Source organism: Pseudomonas sp. KD5 (assembly GCF_012932895.1).
Classification (GTDB): domain Bacteria; phylum Pseudomonadota; class Gammaproteobacteria; order Pseudomonadales; family Pseudomonadaceae; genus Aquipseudomonas.
Map to the genome: position 1 here is coordinate 174,529 of NZ_JDWJ01000011.1, position 16,977 is coordinate 191,505.

Annotated in this window: 12 protein-coding genes; all 12 read right to left on the reverse strand. The window is 60.5% G+C overall.

Going from position 1 to position 16,977, the window contains the following annotated elements; translation table 11 throughout:
* Positions 1–4: 4 nt before the first annotated feature.
* Positions 5–1,168 (reverse strand): UDP-4-amino-4,6-dideoxy-N-acetyl-beta-L-altrosamine transaminase, encoded by a 1,164-nt coding sequence (gene pseC / locus AF70_RS23550; protein WP_028939981.1) that lies wholly within the window; start codon positions 1,166–1,168, stop codon positions 5–7.
* Positions 1,165–2,166, reverse strand: coding sequence for a UDP-N-acetylglucosamine 4,6-dehydratase (inverting) (pseB, locus tag AF70_RS23555; RefSeq protein WP_019579558.1), 1,002 nt, complete (start codon positions 2,164–2,166; stop codon positions 1,165–1,167). Before pseB ends, pseC begins: the two co-directional genes overlap by 4 nt.
* Positions 2,167–2,196: 30 nt before the next feature.
* Complete coding sequence (locus tag AF70_RS23560; protein ID WP_028939980.1) at positions 2,197–5,130, reverse strand: TIGR00180 family glycosyltransferase; 2,934 nt, start codon at positions 5,128–5,130, stop codon at positions 2,197–2,199.
* 55 nt (positions 5,131–5,185) lie between these two features.
* Positions 5,186–5,923 (reverse strand): cephalosporin hydroxylase family protein, encoded by a 738-nt coding sequence (locus AF70_RS23565; protein ID WP_028939979.1) that lies wholly within the window; start codon positions 5,921–5,923, stop codon positions 5,186–5,188.
* A 16-nt stretch (positions 5,924–5,939) separates the two neighbouring features.
* On the reverse strand, positions 5,940–7,010 hold the full coding sequence (locus tag AF70_RS23570; protein WP_028939978.1) for a class I SAM-dependent methyltransferase: 1,071 nt from the start codon (positions 7,008–7,010) through the stop codon (positions 5,940–5,942).
* Positions 7,000–7,857: an NAD(P)-dependent oxidoreductase gene (locus AF70_RS23575; RefSeq protein WP_028939977.1), complete on the reverse strand. Its 858-nt coding sequence runs from the start codon at positions 7,855–7,857 to the stop codon at positions 7,000–7,002. The genes AF70_RS23570 and AF70_RS23575 overlap by 11 nt, the downstream gene beginning before the upstream one ends.
* Entirely contained in the window at positions 7,854–9,080 is a 1,227-nt protein-coding gene (locus AF70_RS23580; protein ID WP_028939976.1) for a class I SAM-dependent methyltransferase, read from the reverse strand. The genes AF70_RS23575 and AF70_RS23580 overlap by 4 nt, the downstream gene beginning before the upstream one ends.
* The gene (locus tag AF70_RS23585; RefSeq protein ID WP_019579552.1) at positions 9,077–9,637 is read right to left on the reverse strand and encodes a dTDP-4-dehydrorhamnose 3,5-epimerase family protein; all 561 of its coding nucleotides are present in this window, start codon (positions 9,635–9,637) and stop codon (positions 9,077–9,079) included. The genes AF70_RS23580 and AF70_RS23585 overlap by 4 nt, the downstream gene beginning before the upstream one ends.
* Positions 9,634–10,716, reverse strand: coding sequence for a CDP-glucose 4,6-dehydratase (rfbG, locus tag AF70_RS23590; protein WP_026331724.1), 1,083 nt, complete (start codon positions 10,714–10,716; stop codon positions 9,634–9,636). Before rfbG ends, AF70_RS23585 begins: the two co-directional genes overlap by 4 nt.
* On the reverse strand, positions 10,698–11,471 hold the full coding sequence (gene rfbF / locus AF70_RS23595) for a glucose-1-phosphate cytidylyltransferase (protein ID WP_019579550.1): 774 nt from the start codon (positions 11,469–11,471) through the stop codon (positions 10,698–10,700). The genes rfbG and rfbF overlap by 19 nt, the downstream gene beginning before the upstream one ends.
* Positions 11,472–11,732: 261 nt before the next feature.
* Positions 11,733–15,305 carry a glycosyltransferase gene (locus tag AF70_RS23600; protein WP_028939975.1) on the reverse strand — a complete coding sequence of 1,191 codons (3,573 nt, stop codon included), beginning with the start codon at positions 15,303–15,305 and terminating at the stop codon, positions 11,733–11,735.
* A 95-nt stretch (positions 15,306–15,400) separates the two neighbouring features.
* Entirely contained in the window at positions 15,401–16,966 is a 1,566-nt protein-coding gene (locus AF70_RS23605; protein ID WP_028939974.1) for a flagellar hook-associated protein 3, read from the reverse strand.
* Between the last annotated feature and the right edge of the window lie 11 nt (positions 16,967–16,977).

The following is a 16,977-nucleotide window of genomic DNA, read 5'->3' on the forward strand; positions in this document are numbered from 1 at the left end:
GTCACTACTCCTCAAGGATCAGCCGTCGTAATTGCTCGACCACATAGTCCTGTTGTTCATCGCTCAGCAGAGGAAACAGCGGCAGGCTGATGGCCTCGGCGTAATAACGTTCAGCCTGGGGGAAATCACCCTCGGCAAAACCCAGGTCGCGATAGTACGGCTGCAAGTGCAGCGGAATATAGTGCAGATTCACCCCGACACCGGCTGCTCGCAAGCCTTCGAACACCTGTCGATGACTGAGGCTGATCCGCTCCGTCTGCAAGCGCACCACGTACAGATGCCACGCCGATTCGGCTTCAGGCTGCGTGCTGGGCAAGGTCAGCGGCAAGTACGCCAGCAACCGGTCGTAACGCGCCGCCAGTTCACGGCGGCGCTCGATAAAGCCATCGAGCTTGTTCAGCTGTGAGAGACCGAGGGCCGCTTGCAGGTCGGTGATCCGGTAATTGAAGCCCAGTTCCACTTGCTGGTAGTACCACGGGCCGTGGCTGGGTTCGGTCATCTGCCCGGGGTCACGGGTCATGCCGTGACTGCGCAGACGCTGCAAGCGCTCGGCCAGTTCCGGGCGATTGGTCAGCACCATGCCGCCTTCGGCGCTGGTAATGATCTTCACCGGGTGGAAACTGAACACGGTCATTGCCGCGAATTCGCCGCATCCCACCGGGCGCCCGGCATAGGACGCGCCGACCGCGTGGGAAGCATCCTCGATCACCGTGAAACCGTAACGCTCGGCCAGTTCGGCGATCATGCGCATATCGCAGCTCTGCCCGGAGAACGCCACCGCCACCAACACTTTCGGCAGCTTGCCGTCGCGCTCGGCGATTTCAAGCTTCGACGCCAAGGTGTAGGCGTCGAGGTTCCAGGTCAGCGGGTCAATGTCGACGAAATCGACGTCGGCGCCGCAGTAGCGGCCGCAGTTGGCCGAGGCCAGAAAAGTGTTCGGCGTGGTCCACAACCGATCGCCCGGCCCCAGGCCCGCCGCGAGGCAGGCAATGTGCAACGCCGCAGTGGCATTGCACACCGCCACCGCGAAATCGGCCTGGCAACGCTCGGCCATGGCTTGTTCGAAACGCTCGATGGTCGGCCCTTGGGTCAGCCAGTCGGACTGCAACACGGCGACCACCGCATCGATGTCCGCCTGATCGAGGCTTTGCCGACCGTAGGGAATCATGCCGACAACTCCGCGTGCAGGTCGGCGATCTGGCCGACCGACAAGAAATGCGGGTTGGTGTCGGAGCGGTACTCGAAGTCTTCGCCCACCGGCCGCCCCTGCTCGCCCAGTTTGTCCACGGCAAAATCCACGTCGACGCTGGTGAAACGGATCGACGGCTGAATAGTGTAGTGATCATCGAACTCCAGGGTCATGCGCGCGTCGTCCAGCGGCACCATCAGCTCATGGAGTTTTTCCCCCGGACGAATGCCGACGTGTTTATGCGGCAGATGTTCAGCCATGCCCTGCGCCAGATCGACGATGCGAATCGACGGGATCTTCGGCACAAACACTTCACCGCCGTGCATGCGGGCGAAGCTGTCGAGCACAAACTTCACGCCGTGATCGAGGGTGATCCAGAACCGCGTCATGCGCTCATCGGTGATCGGCAGCTCTTTGGCGCCCTCGGCAATCAGTTTGCTGAAGAACGGCACCACCGACCCCCGCGAGCCGGCGACGTTGCCATAGCGCACCACGGCAAACCGGGTTTGTTGCTCGCCGGCAATGTTGTTGGCAGCCACGAACAATTTGTCCGACAGCAACTTGGTCGCGCCGTACAAATTGATCGGGCTGGCAGCTTTGTCGGTGGACAGCGCGACAACTTTTTTCACACCGTTGTCGATGGCCGCGGCGATGATGTTTTCCGCGCCGTTGACGTTGGTGCGGATGCATTCGGTGGGGTTGTATTCCGCCGCCGGCACTTGCTTCAGCGCCGCGGCGTGCACCACGTAATCGATACCGCGCATGGCCTGACGCAAACGGTCGGCGTCACGCACATCACCGATGAAGTAACGCATGCACGGTGCATTGAACGTCTGCTGCATCTCGTACTGTTTGAGCTCATCGCGGGAAAACACCACCACACGCTTGGGCTGGTATTGCTCCAGCAAGCGGCGGATGAAATTGCGCCCGAACGAACCGGTGCCGCCAGAGATGAAAATCGATTTACCGTTGAACATGCCTTGAGTCCTTTTACCTGTCAGCCAGGCTTATGCGAGCAACTGCGCCCAGTTCACGCTGGTCGGTTCGCTGAGAGAAAAGCCCTTGCCGGTCAAGGCCAGGTTCTGGTTGTAGGCTGGGTCCTGTTCGAAGCGGGCGGGCCACTTGTCACGCAGGGCCGCACGGGCCTGTGGTGCATCAGGCAATACGCCCGGGTGCAGCAGCTGCGCTTGTGGCGTCCAGACAGTCAGGTATCCGGCATCGGCGACTTTCAGGCACAGGTCGATATCAGCGAAGGCTTCGTCGAAATGCTCTTCGTCCAGCCCACCGATCGCCTCATACAGATCCTTGCGAATCATCAGGCACGCACCGGCCACCGCCGAATAGTTCTGCTCCACTTGATGGCCATTCAGGTAGCCCTTGGCGTCTTTACGCTCGCCGATAAACACCGAGCCGATATCGCCATTCAAACCCAGGACCAACCCGGCCTGGGTGGTGACACCACGCATGTCCATCAGTTTGGCTCCAACGATACCGACTTCCGGACGCTGAGCCTGGTTGACCAGACTCTCGAGCCAGTTGGCATTGACCACTTCGGCGTCGGCCGACAACAGCACCAGGTAATCACCCTTGGCTTCGGCGCACGCGAAGTTGTTCAGTGCTGATGTCGTCAAGCGCTGACCACTGCGCAGGACACGGATACGATCGCCCTTACCTTCAAGGCTGCTCAACCAGGTTGCCAATTCTTCGGACTGGCTGTGGTTGTCGGCGATCAGCACTTCGTGGCGCTGATAGCGGGTGCGTTGCAGTACGCTGACCAAGGCTCGTTGCAGAGACTCAAGGTTGTCTTGGCTCTGGAGAATGATCGACACCAGCGGTCGCCCGGCGTGTTGATAGTCGATCTGGTACGTCAGCGGCAGTGCCGAACTGACCTGAGCACGATAGCCACGCGCCGCCAGAGAGCGGGTCAACACCTGACGTTCCTGAGCATTTTCCTCAGAGGCCGGCGCGTTGCAGATCAGCAAAGGTTCGGCCAGATGCGCCAGCCCTGCCAGGCCACCGTCCTCGATCAGGCGCAGCAACAGATCGAACTCCAGAGCCTTGGGGTACTCGCTCGAGAAACCTTTGGCCTGAACCAACACATCACGCTGAATCAACCAGTGCCGCGCCATCAGCGACGGTACGGATTGCAGCAGGTCGAGGTTGACCCCGGGGCGGAACACATCCGCCAGGGCGCCGTTGGCCTGACGCTGAATTTCGTCCATCGCCACCGCACGCACCCCCTCGGCGCCGGTCAGCTCAAGGCTGGCGCGCAGCAACCCGCTGGCGGTGAACTGGTCACCGGCCTCGGCCAGCAGCAGCCAGTCGGCGGTGGACTGAGCGACGATCTGGTTGATGCGCTCGACGTAATTGGTCGTGGTGACTTTGACGAAGTGCACCGTGTCACGCACGGTGGTGGTCGCCGGTAAATCACCGGTGGTAAACACCACCACATTGAACGCCTTGCAGTGGCCACCGACCAGACTGTCGAACGTCGCCTGCAACTTGACCATGTCGGCGTCCAGATCCAGCAGAAGAATACCGAACTGCGGGCCACCGCTGTGTTTGGCCAAATGCGCGGTAATCGATTTGAGTTGCGCGGCATCCGGATTGCGCACATCGAGCCAGCTCAGCAACCGCCCGGACGGCATGTTCTCGAACAGCCGGCGGTCTTGCTGCCCCGGCATAGCGTCCAGGCGCTCGACCCAGGCTTGCAGCTTGAGGCCTTCTTCCGGCTCTTCGCTGTCCTTCAACGACTCTGCCAGGCGCTTGACCACGGCCCGGTTGAACACGTTCAGGCTCAGGGCCTCCCACAACCGGCTACGTACGGTGCGGTCAGTGTCATTGGGGTGAATGCGCATCAGCTCATGCTGCTTGAGCAGGATGCCTTCCAGTTCCTGGAGTTGCACACGACCGGCGGGCATCGCGTGAAGCAGGAATTCGAACTCGGTCAGCAGGTCGAACACCGGTTTGTTGTAGAACGGTATTTCGACGAATTGTTCGGGGCCAAAACTACGAATCGGCTCCTCCCCCGCCTCGCGCCAGGCCGAGCGAATAATCATGGTGCCTTTGAGTGAGCGACCTTCGATCAGGCAATCGGCCATGGCAGCAAAGCTGTCCAGCGCGATCTGCTTGGCCTGGGTTGGTCCCTTGTCGCTGAGTGGCGTCGGAATCGAGGCCAGGAACTCGGCAAACTGCTCGCGCTCGGCAACACTTTTGGCGTCCTTGAAGGTCAGCACCGTCAATACGTTGGTGTTGTGGTCCGAGGCGCCATAATTCATTTCCCGCACGGCGAACGGAATCGGCAGGATCCGCGCCTTCGCGCAGGCCAGCAAATAGAAGGTGTGACCGATTTCCTGCCATTCGAAACCGGTGCCCGCGGGCAGCAGGCTGTACCACTGTTGCAGCAGATCGGTACGGGTAACGGCATAGAACGGCGGCAGGAAATTGTCCATGAACCGCACGACACGGTCTTCGGCCAGCTCTGAGTTGTAGTCCTCATGCACCTTGCGGTCGCGACGGAAGTAGTTCACTTCGGTGGCACGGGTCAGGTACATGATCCCGTAGCCATGGCACAGGCCGTAGTCGGGGTTGGCTTCGAGAAATTCCACCGACTCGGTCAGTGCGCGGTGCAGCAGGAAGTCGTCATCGGCAGCGAACACCATGTACGGCGTGGTGACCTGATTGACGCCATAGGTGAGTTTGTCCTGCAGCCCCTTGTAGGTGTATTGCGGCAAGTGGCGATAGTCGACCGACGGGAAATCCCGGGCCATGTTCTCGTCGCCCTCAGCGGACGAGTCCAGAACCAGAACCGTGCAGGGATAGTTTTTATAGTACTGCAAGGTACGCCGCAGAAACGCGTTCCGGTTGTGGGAAATCACCACCACCGTGAACCGCTCGCTCAGCGGCGCAACGTTGTTTTGAGCACTGTTTTGAACCTGCATCTTTCTATCCCCACAACCGGCCAATCGCCAAGAACCTGAAACTACTTTGGATTGATTAACGAACGCGACGCAGATAACCATCCGGCGCCACGGTGATCAGCAGTTTGTTTTGCATCTGCTGGTCGATCTCGAAGTCCTTGTTTTCTTCCAGATACTTCCACACCGCAGTTTTCGGGTTATCGCCCGGGCCCCATGGACGATCCGGGAAGAAATCGGCTGGCATGTCTTCGACCACGGTGTCCATGACCACGCAGTAGCTGTCCACCGACACCAGTGGTGCGTACAGGCGCAGTTCCTCCAGCACGTGATCGTGGGTGTGGTTGGAATCGAGCACCAGAATGACTTTCTTGCCTTCGGCAGCAGCGCGCACTTGGGCGGCGATGGCCGGGTCAATGCTCGAACCTTCGATCATCGAGATGCGCTTGCTCATCGGGTGACTCTCGATGGCTTCGCGGTTGTGCGGGCGAATGTCGAGGTCGATGCCCAGCACTTCACCATGGCCTTGCAGCTCCAGCAAAGAGGCGTAGTAGATGATCGAACCGCCGTGGGCGATACCGCATTCGATGACCAGGTCCGGTTTGACCTGCCAGATGATTTCCTGCATCGCCATCATGTCTTGCGGCAGCTGGATGATCGGACGACCCATCCACGAGAAGTGGTAGCTGTACTTGTGTTTGGCCGATTCGTTGAAGAAATCCCGGGCCAGGCCGGTGAGTTTCTGGTCGTCACCCTGCTGGGCGATCTGTTCCCGGCATTCGGCTTCGAAAGCTTTATTGATGGTGTTGTCGGTCATTTTAGAATCTCAATAGTCACTGGAACGAAGCGCTGTCGACGGCGTGATAGACGTAGCGTCCACCAGTCATCCGCTTGATTTCTTCGAGGTAGTTGGAGTTCATCACAAACAGGTTGGCGCCTTCGGGCAAGGCATCCATGGCCTCTTGCGGCGAGGACACCCGCACGCCACTCAGGGGCAGATAACGTCCCTGTTTGGCCGGGTTGATATCCACCACGCGATCCACCGCCACACCCGCACGTTGCAGGAACAGCGAATAAATCACGCCTTTGGACGAAGCGCCCCAGATCGCCGAACCTTGCTCGGGCGCCGCTTGAATAATCTGCACCGCGCGCTCAAGGCTGCTGGTGAAACCGTCCGGCAATGCCAGGCGCGGCACCGGTTGTTCCGGCGTCAGGCGCAGCGTGGCCAGGTCGGCGACGATGTACAGGTATTGGCCACCGAACAGGTGACCGGCCTCGTGTACGGTGCCGAACATCCGGCGCAGGTCATCGAGGCGGAAATAATTGACATGTTCGTAGAACAGGTCGAACCAGGCGCGGTGCTCGAGAATCCAGTCAAAGCACGGCACTTCGATGTAGATTTGCCCGCCCTGATTGGCCTCGGCCATCTCGGCAAGAAAACTCACCGGGTCCTGGATATGCTCCAGCACATGCCGCAACACGATAGCGTCCGCCGACAACCCCAGGCCGCGAGTGAACGGCGCCTTGATCACGTCGGCGTTGTCGCCTTCGTAGGCCGGGTCGATGCCGGTGATGGCGTAGCCCAGGCTTTTGAGCAGCTCAAGAAAGTAGCCTTTGCCGCAGCCGACTTCGATCAGCTCCTGACCCTTGAAGTGGCGGGCAATGATCCCTTCGACATCGCTCAGGTGCTTCTGGAACTGGCCGGAATGCGCCTGCTCGTTCTGATAGTCGGCGTCGTAGCTGAGCTTGTCGGCGTCGAAGGCCTGATTGAAGATCAGCCCGCTCGCCTCGTCCTGCACCAACAGCATGTCGGCACTGGCCGAAGCCCTGGCCGACTCCGGGTCGGCAAAGGTACGGTTCTGCAACACCGGCAGGTCGGCGACCCGATACAACTCATGCCTCATGCTCTGCTCCCAGTAGCTGTTGCAAACGGTCCGCCACGCCCCAGAACGCCATCGGTTCATGGGTCGGGTATGGGTAATGGCCCAGGTTCAAACGGATCGACGCGCCACGCTCACACAACCGCTGCTCGACCAGCGCCCTGACCGATACCGGCTGGCCGCTGGAGCAATTGATCACGCCATCGAACTCACGCTGTTGCAGGATCGCAGCGAGGTAATGGGCGGCCGTGTCGATCGCCAGGTAATCGCGCAACTGCTCGCCGGCCGACATGTTGAAGCTGTCATCCCCGGCCTCGATGGCCCGGTCCAGTGCCGCCAGTAAACTGTTGGGATTTTGCCCGGCACCGTGCAGGTAAAACAGCCGCGCCCATTGCAGGGTGAAGGGTTGTTGGCGCTGCAGGTTTTCGAGGAACAGACGCAAGGTGTTCTTGGCCAACCCGTAAGGGTTACTCGGCCGCGCCTCGGTCTGCTCGCTGAGCGGCCCGCTCTGCAGGCCATATTCGAAACAGGTGCCGGTGACCAACACCTGCGACACGCCCGCCTCGACCGCGCCTTTGATGAACCGGTAATCGGCCATCAGGTTATGCTCGAAGTGAAACAGCGCCTGATAATTCGGCAACCCTGGCCAGGCGAGATGCGCCAAGGCATCGACGCCATCGGTCAGCGCGGCGAAGTCCAGGTCGGCGGCATGAATATCCGCTGCCACGAATTCCACGGCGTTGATCCATGGCAATTGCGCGGCGGTCTCGGCGTTACGCGCCACCGCCCGCACCTCGCAGCCACGGGCGAGCAAAGCCGCGACCAGATGTCGACCAACAAACCCGGTGGCACCGGTCACCAGCACCTTCACAGTACGGTCAACTCAGGCACGGCGATCACGAAACGGCCGTCCCACTGACGTACTTGTGCCAGTTGCTGACTGACTTCGCGCAACAGATTCCACGGCAGGACCAGGATGTAATCGGGTTTCTCGAGGTCGATCTGTGCCGGTGAGACGATTGGAATGCGACTGCCCGGCAGGTACTTGCCCTGTTTGTGCGGATTGGCATCGGCGACCCAGGCCAGCAGGTCCGGTTTGACCCCGGCGTAGTTGAGCAAGGTGTTGCCCTTGGCCGCCGCGCCATAACCGACCACGCGTTTGCCGTCAGCCTTGGCCTGCAACAGGAAACGCAACAATTGGTGCTTGATGCCCTCGGCCGCTGGCGCCAGGGTCGCGTAGTACTCGGGGGTTTTCACTCCCGCTGCCAGTTCGGCGTGCAACTGCTGCTGAACGGCTGGCTGCACCTCGCGGCGAACACCGTCGGCCCGCTGGACGAACACCCGCAACGAACCGCCATGGGTCGACAACTGGCTGACGTCGAACACTTCCAGACCATTGCGCTCGCACAAGGTCTGCACGGCGGTCAGGGACAGGTAGGAATAGTGCTCGTGATACAGCGTGTCGAACTGCTGTCCGGCCATCAGCGTCAGCAATTGCGGAAACTCGAACGTCGCCACACCGGTCGGCTTGAGCAAGGTGGCAAAACCACCGAGAAAATCATTGATGTCCGGGACGTGGGCCAGCACGTTATTGGCGGCCATCAGGTCGGCGGCCCAGCCTTCGTTTTTCAGCTGCGCGGCGGTGTCGCGACCGAAGAACAGTTCGCGAATCTCCAGGCCTTTTTCCCGCGCCGCTTGCGCGGTGCTGCGGGTTGGCTCAACACCCAGGCAAGGGATGCCGCGCCCGGCGACGTACTGCAACAGGTAACCGTCGTTGGCGGCGATTTCCACCACACGACTATCGGCAGTCAGGCCGAAGCGTTCGACCATCTCGGCGACATAGCGCTCGGCATGGGCCAGCCAGGTACTGGAGAACGAACTGAAATACGCATACTCGGCGTCGAACAGACTGTCGGCGCTGGTGTAATCCTCGGTCTGCACCAGCCAGCACTGCTGACACACCGCGACCTTCAAAGGCACCCATTGCTCGGTTTGTTCCAGGCGATCGGCGTGCACATAGGCGTTGGATGGCGGCGAGGTACCGAGATCGATCAGCGGCAAGGCCAGAGGAGTACCGCAACCACGGCAGTTCATAGACACACTCCAGCGAAGTGTTCATCGATCAAGGGATGGCTGGAATCCCTGACCGACAGATTATTGACAGGCAACGGCCAGGCAATCGCCAGCCGTGGATCGTTCACCGACAACCCGCCCTCGTGCGCAGGCGCGTAATCGGCGCTGTGCAGGTAGAGCAATTCGGCGTCATCGGTCAGGGTCTGGAAGCCATGGGCGAACCCGGCCGGGATCAGCAGGCTGCGACCGTCACCGGCCTTCAGGTGCTCGGCGTGCCAGTGCAGAAAGGTTTCGGAATCGGGGCGCAAGTCCACCGCCACATCCCAGACCTCGCCGCGCAGGCAGGTAATCAACTTGGCTTCCGGCGCATCGGCGTTTTGATAATGCAGACCGCGCACACTGCCCCGCTCACGGGTGCAGGAGTGGTTGATCTGGCGGATATGAAACGGCTGACCGAAAGCGCTCAGGCTGCCTTCGCAAAACAACCGGGCGAAATGCCCGCGATCATCTTCGAAGCGTTTGTGCTGCACGCTGAACAGACCGGCCAGCGGCAAGGCTTTCAACAGAAACTCGCTCACAACGCGCCTCGGTACAGGTTCAACTGGTTCAGGGTGACTTCACGCATGTCATCACCGTTCTGCCACGCCAGGTGCCAATCGAGGGTCTGGGTCAGGCACTGCTGCAACGACCAACGCGGTTGCCAGGCCAACCGTTGACGGGCGCGACTGCTGTCCAGGCGCAACAGGCCGGCTTCGTGCAAATCACTCGGCTCGATGCGCAATCCGCGTGCTTGCGGCCAGCGGCTGGCAAGCAACTCGACCACTTCGCCGACGCTGCACATGTCCGCTTCGCTCGGGCCAAAGTTCCACGCGCCGGCAAACGCCGGGCCTTGTTCGTAGAGACCAGCAGCCAATTGCAGGTAACCTGCCAAAGGCTCAAGAGCGTGCTGCCAGGGGCGCACGGCCTGCGGGTAGCGCAGGGTCACTGGCTGGTCGGCCGACCAGGCCTTGAGCACATCGGGAATCAGGCGTTCCGGCGCAAAGTCACCGCCGCCCAGCACATTGCCAGCACGGGCGGTGGCCAACGCCAAGCCATGCTCGGCGTACTTGTCAGCCGGGAAAAACGATGCGGCGTAAGACTGCGCCAACAATTCGCAGCAAGCCTTGCTGCTGCTGTAAGGATCGTGACCACCCAGGGCTTCGTCCTCGCGGTACGGCCACAGCCATTCCTGGTTGGCGTAGACCTTGTCGGTCGTCACCAAAACACAGGCACGCACGCCGCCGACCTGGCGGATCGCTTCAAGCAGATTGAGCGTGCCCATGACGTTGCTGGAATAGGTTCCGAGCGGATCGCGATAGCCTTCGCGTACCAGCGGTTGGGCCGCCAGGTGCAGGACGATTTCCGGCTGGGTTTCGGCGATCAGTTCCAGCAAGGCGCCGAGGTCACGCAGGTCGCCGCGCTGATCATTGATGCCTTCGTGCACCCGCGCCAGTTCGAACAGGCTCGGTTCGGTGGACGGATCGAGCGAAAACCCGCTGACCTCGGCCCCGAGGCTTTGCAGCCACAACGTCAACCAGCTGCCCTTGAAACCGGTGTGGCCGGTCAGCAGGACACGCTTGCCACGCCAGAACTCCGGACTCAGGCCCATTGCTTCCATGGGGCCTCCCCGCTCTGCCACAGCGCTTCGAGGTGGTTCTTGTCGCGCAGGGTGTCCATCGGGTGCCAGAAGCCTTCGTGTTCGAAAGCCTTCAACTGTTCGTCCTGGGCCAGCCGGGTCAACGGCTCGGCTTCCCAGGTGGTCTCGTCACCGCCGATGTACGACAGCACTTTCGGCGACAGCACGAAGAAGCCGCCATTGATCCAGCCGCCGTCGCCACGGGGCTTCTCGGTGAAACCGAGCACCTGATCGCCGTGACGTTCCAGGGCGCCGTAACGGCCTGGCGGTTGTACGGCGGTGACGGTCGCCAGACGACCGTGGGCGCTGTGGTAGTCCACCAGTTGACGGATATTGATATCGGAGACGCCGTCGCCATAGGTGAAGCAGAACGCCTCTTCATCCTTGAGGTAACGGCCGGCGCGCAGCAAGCGGCCACCGGTCATGGTTTCCTCGCCGGTGTCGATGAGGGTGACGCTCCACGGTTCGCTGTAGTTCTGGTGCACGTCCATGCGGTTGTTGCGCATGTCGAAGGTGACATCGGAGGTGTGCAGGAAGTAGTTGGCGAAGAAGTCCTTGATCGCATAGCCCTTGTAACCAAGGCAGATCACGAAGTCATGAATCCCGTGGGCGGAGTACTGCTTCATGATGTGCCAAAGAATTGGCTTGCCACCGATCTCGATCATTGGCTTGGGCTTTAGGTGCGACTCTTCGCTGATGCGCGTACCGAGACCACCTGCCAGAATTACTGCCTTCATCGCTGTCCTCTTGCTCTTCGCACGGCGCGGCAGCCCCCTCAGGGTCGGCGAACCGTCAGACGCACATCATTTACCCGCAGCCACTGGGCCGTTCACGCCTGATTGGGTGAAGGATTTATGGCGATATACGAGGTACTTGCAGGAAGTGAGCCAATTGCCCAGGACAAAAAAAATCGCGGCCTCCGGCGGTCCCCAAGGTGTGAATACATCCCTGAGCCGCCGAGGCCGCGATCTTTTGATGCTTGGAACGCAAGAACGGAATCAGTCCGGCAACCAGCCCCACAACCAGTGATTAAGATTGTCACCACGCAACATGAAATCCCGATGCACCGCCTCACGCAGTTCATCACCCATGCGGTAACTGGCATCCGGATCGGCCAGGTGCATGCGGATCGCCTGCAACCATTCGTCGGTGCTGTTGCTATAGACCTTGGTGCACGGCAAGTGCCCGCGATAGGCCTCGGTGTCGGTGCAGATCACTGGGTATCCGCAGGCACCGTATTCCAGCAAGCGCAGGTTGCTTTTGCAGTCGTTGAAGATATGGAACTCCAGTGGTGCCAGCGCCAGGTCGAGGTTCAGGCTCGCCAGTTTGAACGGGTAGCTCTGCAAGCCGATGGCGGAGTGAAACTCGTGAACATACGGGCGCAAGGCGTCGGGGCACATACCGAAGAACACCCACTCGACTTCGCCCGCCAGTTCGCGCACCACATCGGCAATAATCTCCAGGTCACCCGTGTGGCTGGTGCCGCCACCCCAGCCAACGCGCGGCTTGCTGGAGGTGCGACGGCGGCTGGTCAGCGTCGCCCATGGGTCCGGCGACAGCATGTTCGGCACCACGCGGATTTCGCTGTGCATGCTCGACAAGGCATCGGCCAGCGGTTGAGTGGTGACCACCACCCGGTCGCACAGGCCAATGCCTTCACGCAGCATCTGCTCGGTGTTGACCGGTTTGTTGCGGGCGTGGGTGTTTTTCTTCGGCGCACTGATGATGTAGTCGTCGAGTTCGAAAATCCGTAGCGCACTGGAATACTTTTTCATCCGCAGAATGTCGCCGGCAGCGCCTTCGCTGTAACGCCCTTGCAAGATGATCGTGTCCGGCGACAGGCGCTCGATTTCCACGGTCGACGGCGACTCGTAGGCCACCCGCGCAATCACGCGCCCGGCCGCTTCGAGCTCGGCCAGTGGTGCTGTCACTCGATAGTGGCCAACGGCAGTGCTGTTGACCGGCAGACCGAGTATCAACGGCAAAGCGCGAGTGCAGAACGGGTTCCAGTTATTGCGCAGCGACGGCTCCAGGCTGAAGCTGGAAATCCCAAGACTCAGCGCCGGGCTGTAGGCCGGATCCTTGGCGATCTTCGGCAACCATTTGCGATAGAAGGCTTCCTGCTCAAGCTCGCACAGCGCCAGCGTCGAAGGCTGTGCCGATGATACTTCTTGCGGCATCCACACCACACTGGCGTAAGGCGTCCAGACGACCAGGTAGCCGTCCTTGTTCGCCCGCAAACACAAGTCGACATCGCTAAGGCCTTGGGAATAGGTCACCTCATCGAACTGCTCGAGGTCATCGAACACTTGCTTGCGCACCATCAGGCAGTGACTGCTCACCGCGCTCCAGTTCTGGGTCACGTGCAAACGCTGCATGTAACCGCGAGAACCGGCTGCCTCACCATAAAATGGTGAACCGACCGGCCCCGCCAGCCCAAGAATCAACCCGGCGCTGACGATCGAACCCTCGGGGCTGAGAATGCGGGCACCGACCACACCCACTTCGGGACGCTGGGCGTGATTGAGCAATTCATCCAGCCAGTCACTGTCGCAGATCACGGTCTGCGCACTGAGGAGCAACAAGTACTCACCATGGGCCAGGCTCGCAGCGAAGTTGCGGATCGCCGCGTCGTTGGCGTCACCGGCGTAACGCAGCACCCGCAGCATCGCCGCGCCCAGTTGTGCCATGGCGGCCAGCCAATCGAGCATCGCCGGGTCATCAGTGCCGCTGTCGACAATCAGAATTTCGTATTGGGTGTAAGCCGTGCGCTCGATCAAGCCTTCAATGCAACGCTGCAACGCGTATAACGAATCGCCGGTCTGGATGATGATCGACACCAGCGGACGCGCTGCATGGAGATAGTCGATGCGGTTGATCAACGGCAATGCTTCCTGCCGGATCGCGTGCGCCACACCAATACGATCCAGGTGTGCGCTGACCATACCGGCGTTGCTCTCGATCACTTCGGGCAACGACAACCAGTCGGCGAAGGTCTGGCTCGACTCCACCTGAATCTCGGCAATGTGTTCGATGGTCTGCGGCCCGGCCTCTTCCACCAAACGCCACAACAGATCGTGCGGCGCCAGCTCACCGTGAGCCGGATCGAAACCGCCCAGCGCCATGAAGCGTTGACGCTCGAAGGCCAGGGTTCGGCCGACGTAGGGATAAGCACGCATCAGGTCGAGGTTGAAATCGGGTTTGAACACCGGGTCGGTCGACTCGCCATCGACCAACGCGCCCTCGTCACTGTAGGCACAAAGAATGCCCGGTGACCCCGCAATGCGTTCTGCCAAAATCAACAGAGCAGACTCGCGCAAGGTGTCGCCGGCCCGCAGCAGGCAGAACCAGTGAGCACCTTCCAGCTGCGGCACCACGGCGTTGAGCTGTCGCGCCCAATCGGCCTGGAATGGCAACTGCACCACGCGATCGTCGACGACAATGGATGCATCGGAGAGCACCAATACCGCTTGCGGCGTGTAAAGCTGACCACTGATGCTTTGCAATGTAGTGTTCAGCGCAGCGCTATCGACGCCGCTGTCGATCACGATCGGCACGATCTGCGGACGGAACGTCCAGCTATCGATGCGTTGTGGCAAGAGCCGCTGCTCGACATCGGACAACCTGCGGATCGCCAGCCATTCACGATAAAAATCGGCGTAGCTTTCGCTCTCCCCGCCCACCCGGCCATTCACCACCGTGTTGCGGTTGCCCAGGACACGCACCACACACAACTCTTCCCAGGCGTGGGGCTGCTCAGTGATTTTGTTCAGCTCGATATAGCGCACCCAACCCGACGCCGGAGCCGACTCACCGCTGCGCGCCGCGAGCATCTGCGAAAGCCAGCTCCACTCCATCGCCGCGGCCTTGATCATTTCCGGGGTTTTGCTCAAACGTTCCGGGTACAGGCGTTCGGCACTCAGCACCGTGCTCAGGGACACCAGGTTACCGCGACGCATCAGACATACGAACAAGGCGAAATCGAGCATCGCAACGAAACCGGCGCCTTCCTGAATCAGAGCCGGCAACAGCTCCAGTACATCGGCGCGACGCATCAGGGTCGAACTGAAGTTGCCGAGAAAATTTTTCGGCGTGCCTTCAAAGATCGCCAACATGTCATCGCCCTTGAGCAAGGCGTCGTTCGGCGAAAACCGGCAGTTGTCGACCCGTGGCGGCAGGATGAAATTGCCGGCATCGCTGAGCATTCGCAGGGCAAACACCACGTTCACGTCCGCGTGGTCAATCAGTACCTGCGCCTGCAGTGCAACGCTCGGTGAGAACAGACGGTCGTCATCGCACAGCACTTTGATCAATTCGCCACGGGCTTCTTCCACGCAGCGCAGCACATTTTTCTGCAACCCCAGACGTTGCGGATTACGCAGGTAGCGAATCGGGTGAACCGGTTCGACGAAAGCATCGACAATGCCGCGAATTTCATCATCGGGTGAATCGTCACAGATGACGATCTCGACGTGCTCATAGGTCTGGGCGAGCGCACTTTCCAATGCCTGACTGAAGAAGCGCGGGTTAAAGGCAGGGATGACAATGCTGACGAGGGGGCGTTGATTCACGGCGGGAAACTCTCGAGCGGCGGGCCTCTACCCTTTCAGGCAGAGACCCCGTAACCGCTTGGAAAAAGACGGTTGGCAGCTCGGCAGACGCCGGCTCAGACCTTGTTGAACAGGCCCAACTGAGCAATTTTGCTGAAGGCCAGTTGCGAGGCCTGCAACATGGTCTGCTGCAAGGTCAGACGGGTCATCACTTCAGCCGGATCGGAATCGCGGATCGACGACTGGGTCTGGGCATTGGCCAGTTTCAGGCTCTGGTTGGTATCGCTCTGGGTGTCCAGGGCAGCACCGCGCCCACCGACAGAGCTCAAGGCGCTGGACAGCTGATCCGTACCGCTGGCCAGGTTGGCAACACCAGAAGCCAGTGACGCTTGCAGTTTCTGTATGGCGATCGGGTTACCGTTGGTGGGTGTATTCAGTGCGGTTTTCAACTGGTTCACGGTGTCCAGAATGTTCTGGGTTTCGTGGGTGTTGACCGCAATGCTGAACTGATCGTTCGCAGCCGGAGTACCGCTGACAGTGAAGCTCACACCCGAGGCGGTGGCGACGCTACCGGCCATAGTCCCGGTCGATACCGGCTTGCTGCTTGCCGTCAATGGCGCTGCGTACAGTTCGAAGGCGGTGGCACTGGTGAACTTCAGGACCGCTGAGCCGCTAGGAAAACTGGCGTGGTAATTCACTGGGTTGGTGATATTGCTGGCGGTAATCTGCGCTGTCGAAGGGTTGCCAGGGCTGCCGGTTGCGCTGAAGGTATCCGGCTTGGCCGCCAGGGTGAAAGTGTGGCCAGGCAGCACAGTCGCCGCCGTATCACCAGCGCTCAGGTTGATGTTCAGGGTCAGCTCGACGCCACGGAAAGAGACGGCCTGGCCCGCCTTGCTGGCAGGATCGAATGCGCCGCCCTGGCTGGCTTCGGCGGTTACGTCGTTGCCGAGCGAGTCAGTGATTTTCAGCTGTGTGCCGCTGACGAAGTCCACGGTGTATGGCTCACCACTGCGGAACTTGGCGTTGTAGGTGACGTTCGACGACACCTGGCCGTTGGACAGGGTCACACGGCCGTCATCCACGACCGGCGCAGTCTGGGTGACCTCGCTGCGACTGGTGTTGATCGCCTGCTGGAATACGTCCCAACCGGTGCTGTTGGTGGCCATCGACATGGTGTCGCCGATTGCCAGGTCAAGCGTCACCTGGTCACCGTTGTAGCTGTAGGTGCCATCGTTGTTGCGGGTGAACGGCACAGTGTCGCCCTTGGAGCCGGCGAAGATGTATTTGCCATTCTCGTCCTTGCTGTTCATCAGGCTCAGCAGCTGCTCTTCGATCTGCCCCAACTCCGATGCGTTGGCCTGGCGGTCGGCGTCGGTGTAACCGGCGTTACCGGCACCCACCGCCAGTTCCCTGGCGCGCTGCAATACGTTGCCAATGCTGCTCATCACCGCTTCGGTGGTGCCCAGGGTCCCCTTGATGGTCGTGGCGTTAGCCTCGTACTGATCGAGCATCGAAGCCTGCTGACCCAATTGCAGCAGACGCGAAGCGCCGACCGGATCGTCCGCTGCGGTATTCACACGAACCAGGCTGCTGGCCTCTTCGCTGCTCTTGACCACGTTGGAAAAGTTCTTCTGATAGTTGGCAGCAGAGGACTCGTAAAACTGGGCGGTAGAAATGCGCATGGGCTACGACT

Coding starts and splice junctions, on each gene's coding strand:
- pseB (WP_019579558.1), bottom strand. CDS start 2,166: ATGTTCAACGGTAAATCGATTTTCATCTCTGGCGGCACCGGTTCGTTC.
- AF70_RS23605 (WP_028939974.1), bottom strand. CDS start 16,966: ATGCGCATTTCTACCGCCCAGTTTTACGAGTCCTCTGCTGCCAACTAT.
- AF70_RS23580 (WP_028939976.1), bottom strand. CDS start 9,080: ATGAACTGCCGTGGTTGCGGTACTCCTCTGGCCTTGCCGCTGATCGAT.
- AF70_RS23570 (WP_028939978.1), bottom strand. CDS start 7,010: ATGAGGCATGAGTTGTATCGGGTCGCCGACCTGCCGGTGTTGCAGAAC.
- pseC (WP_028939981.1), bottom strand. CDS start 1,168: ATGATTCCCTACGGTCGGCAAAGCCTCGATCAGGCGGACATCGATGCG.
- AF70_RS23565 (WP_028939979.1), bottom strand. CDS start 5,923: ATGACCGACAACACCATCAATAAAGCTTTCGAAGCCGAATGCCGGGAA.
- rfbF (WP_019579550.1), bottom strand. CDS start 11,471: ATGAAGGCAGTAATTCTGGCAGGTGGTCTCGGTACGCGCATCAGCGAA.
- rfbG (WP_026331724.1), bottom strand. CDS start 10,716: ATGGAAGCAATGGGCCTGAGTCCGGAGTTCTGGCGTGGCAAGCGTGTC.
- AF70_RS23560 (WP_028939980.1), bottom strand. CDS start 5,130: ATGCAGGTTCAAAACAGTGCTCAAAACAACGTTGCGCCGCTGAGCGAG.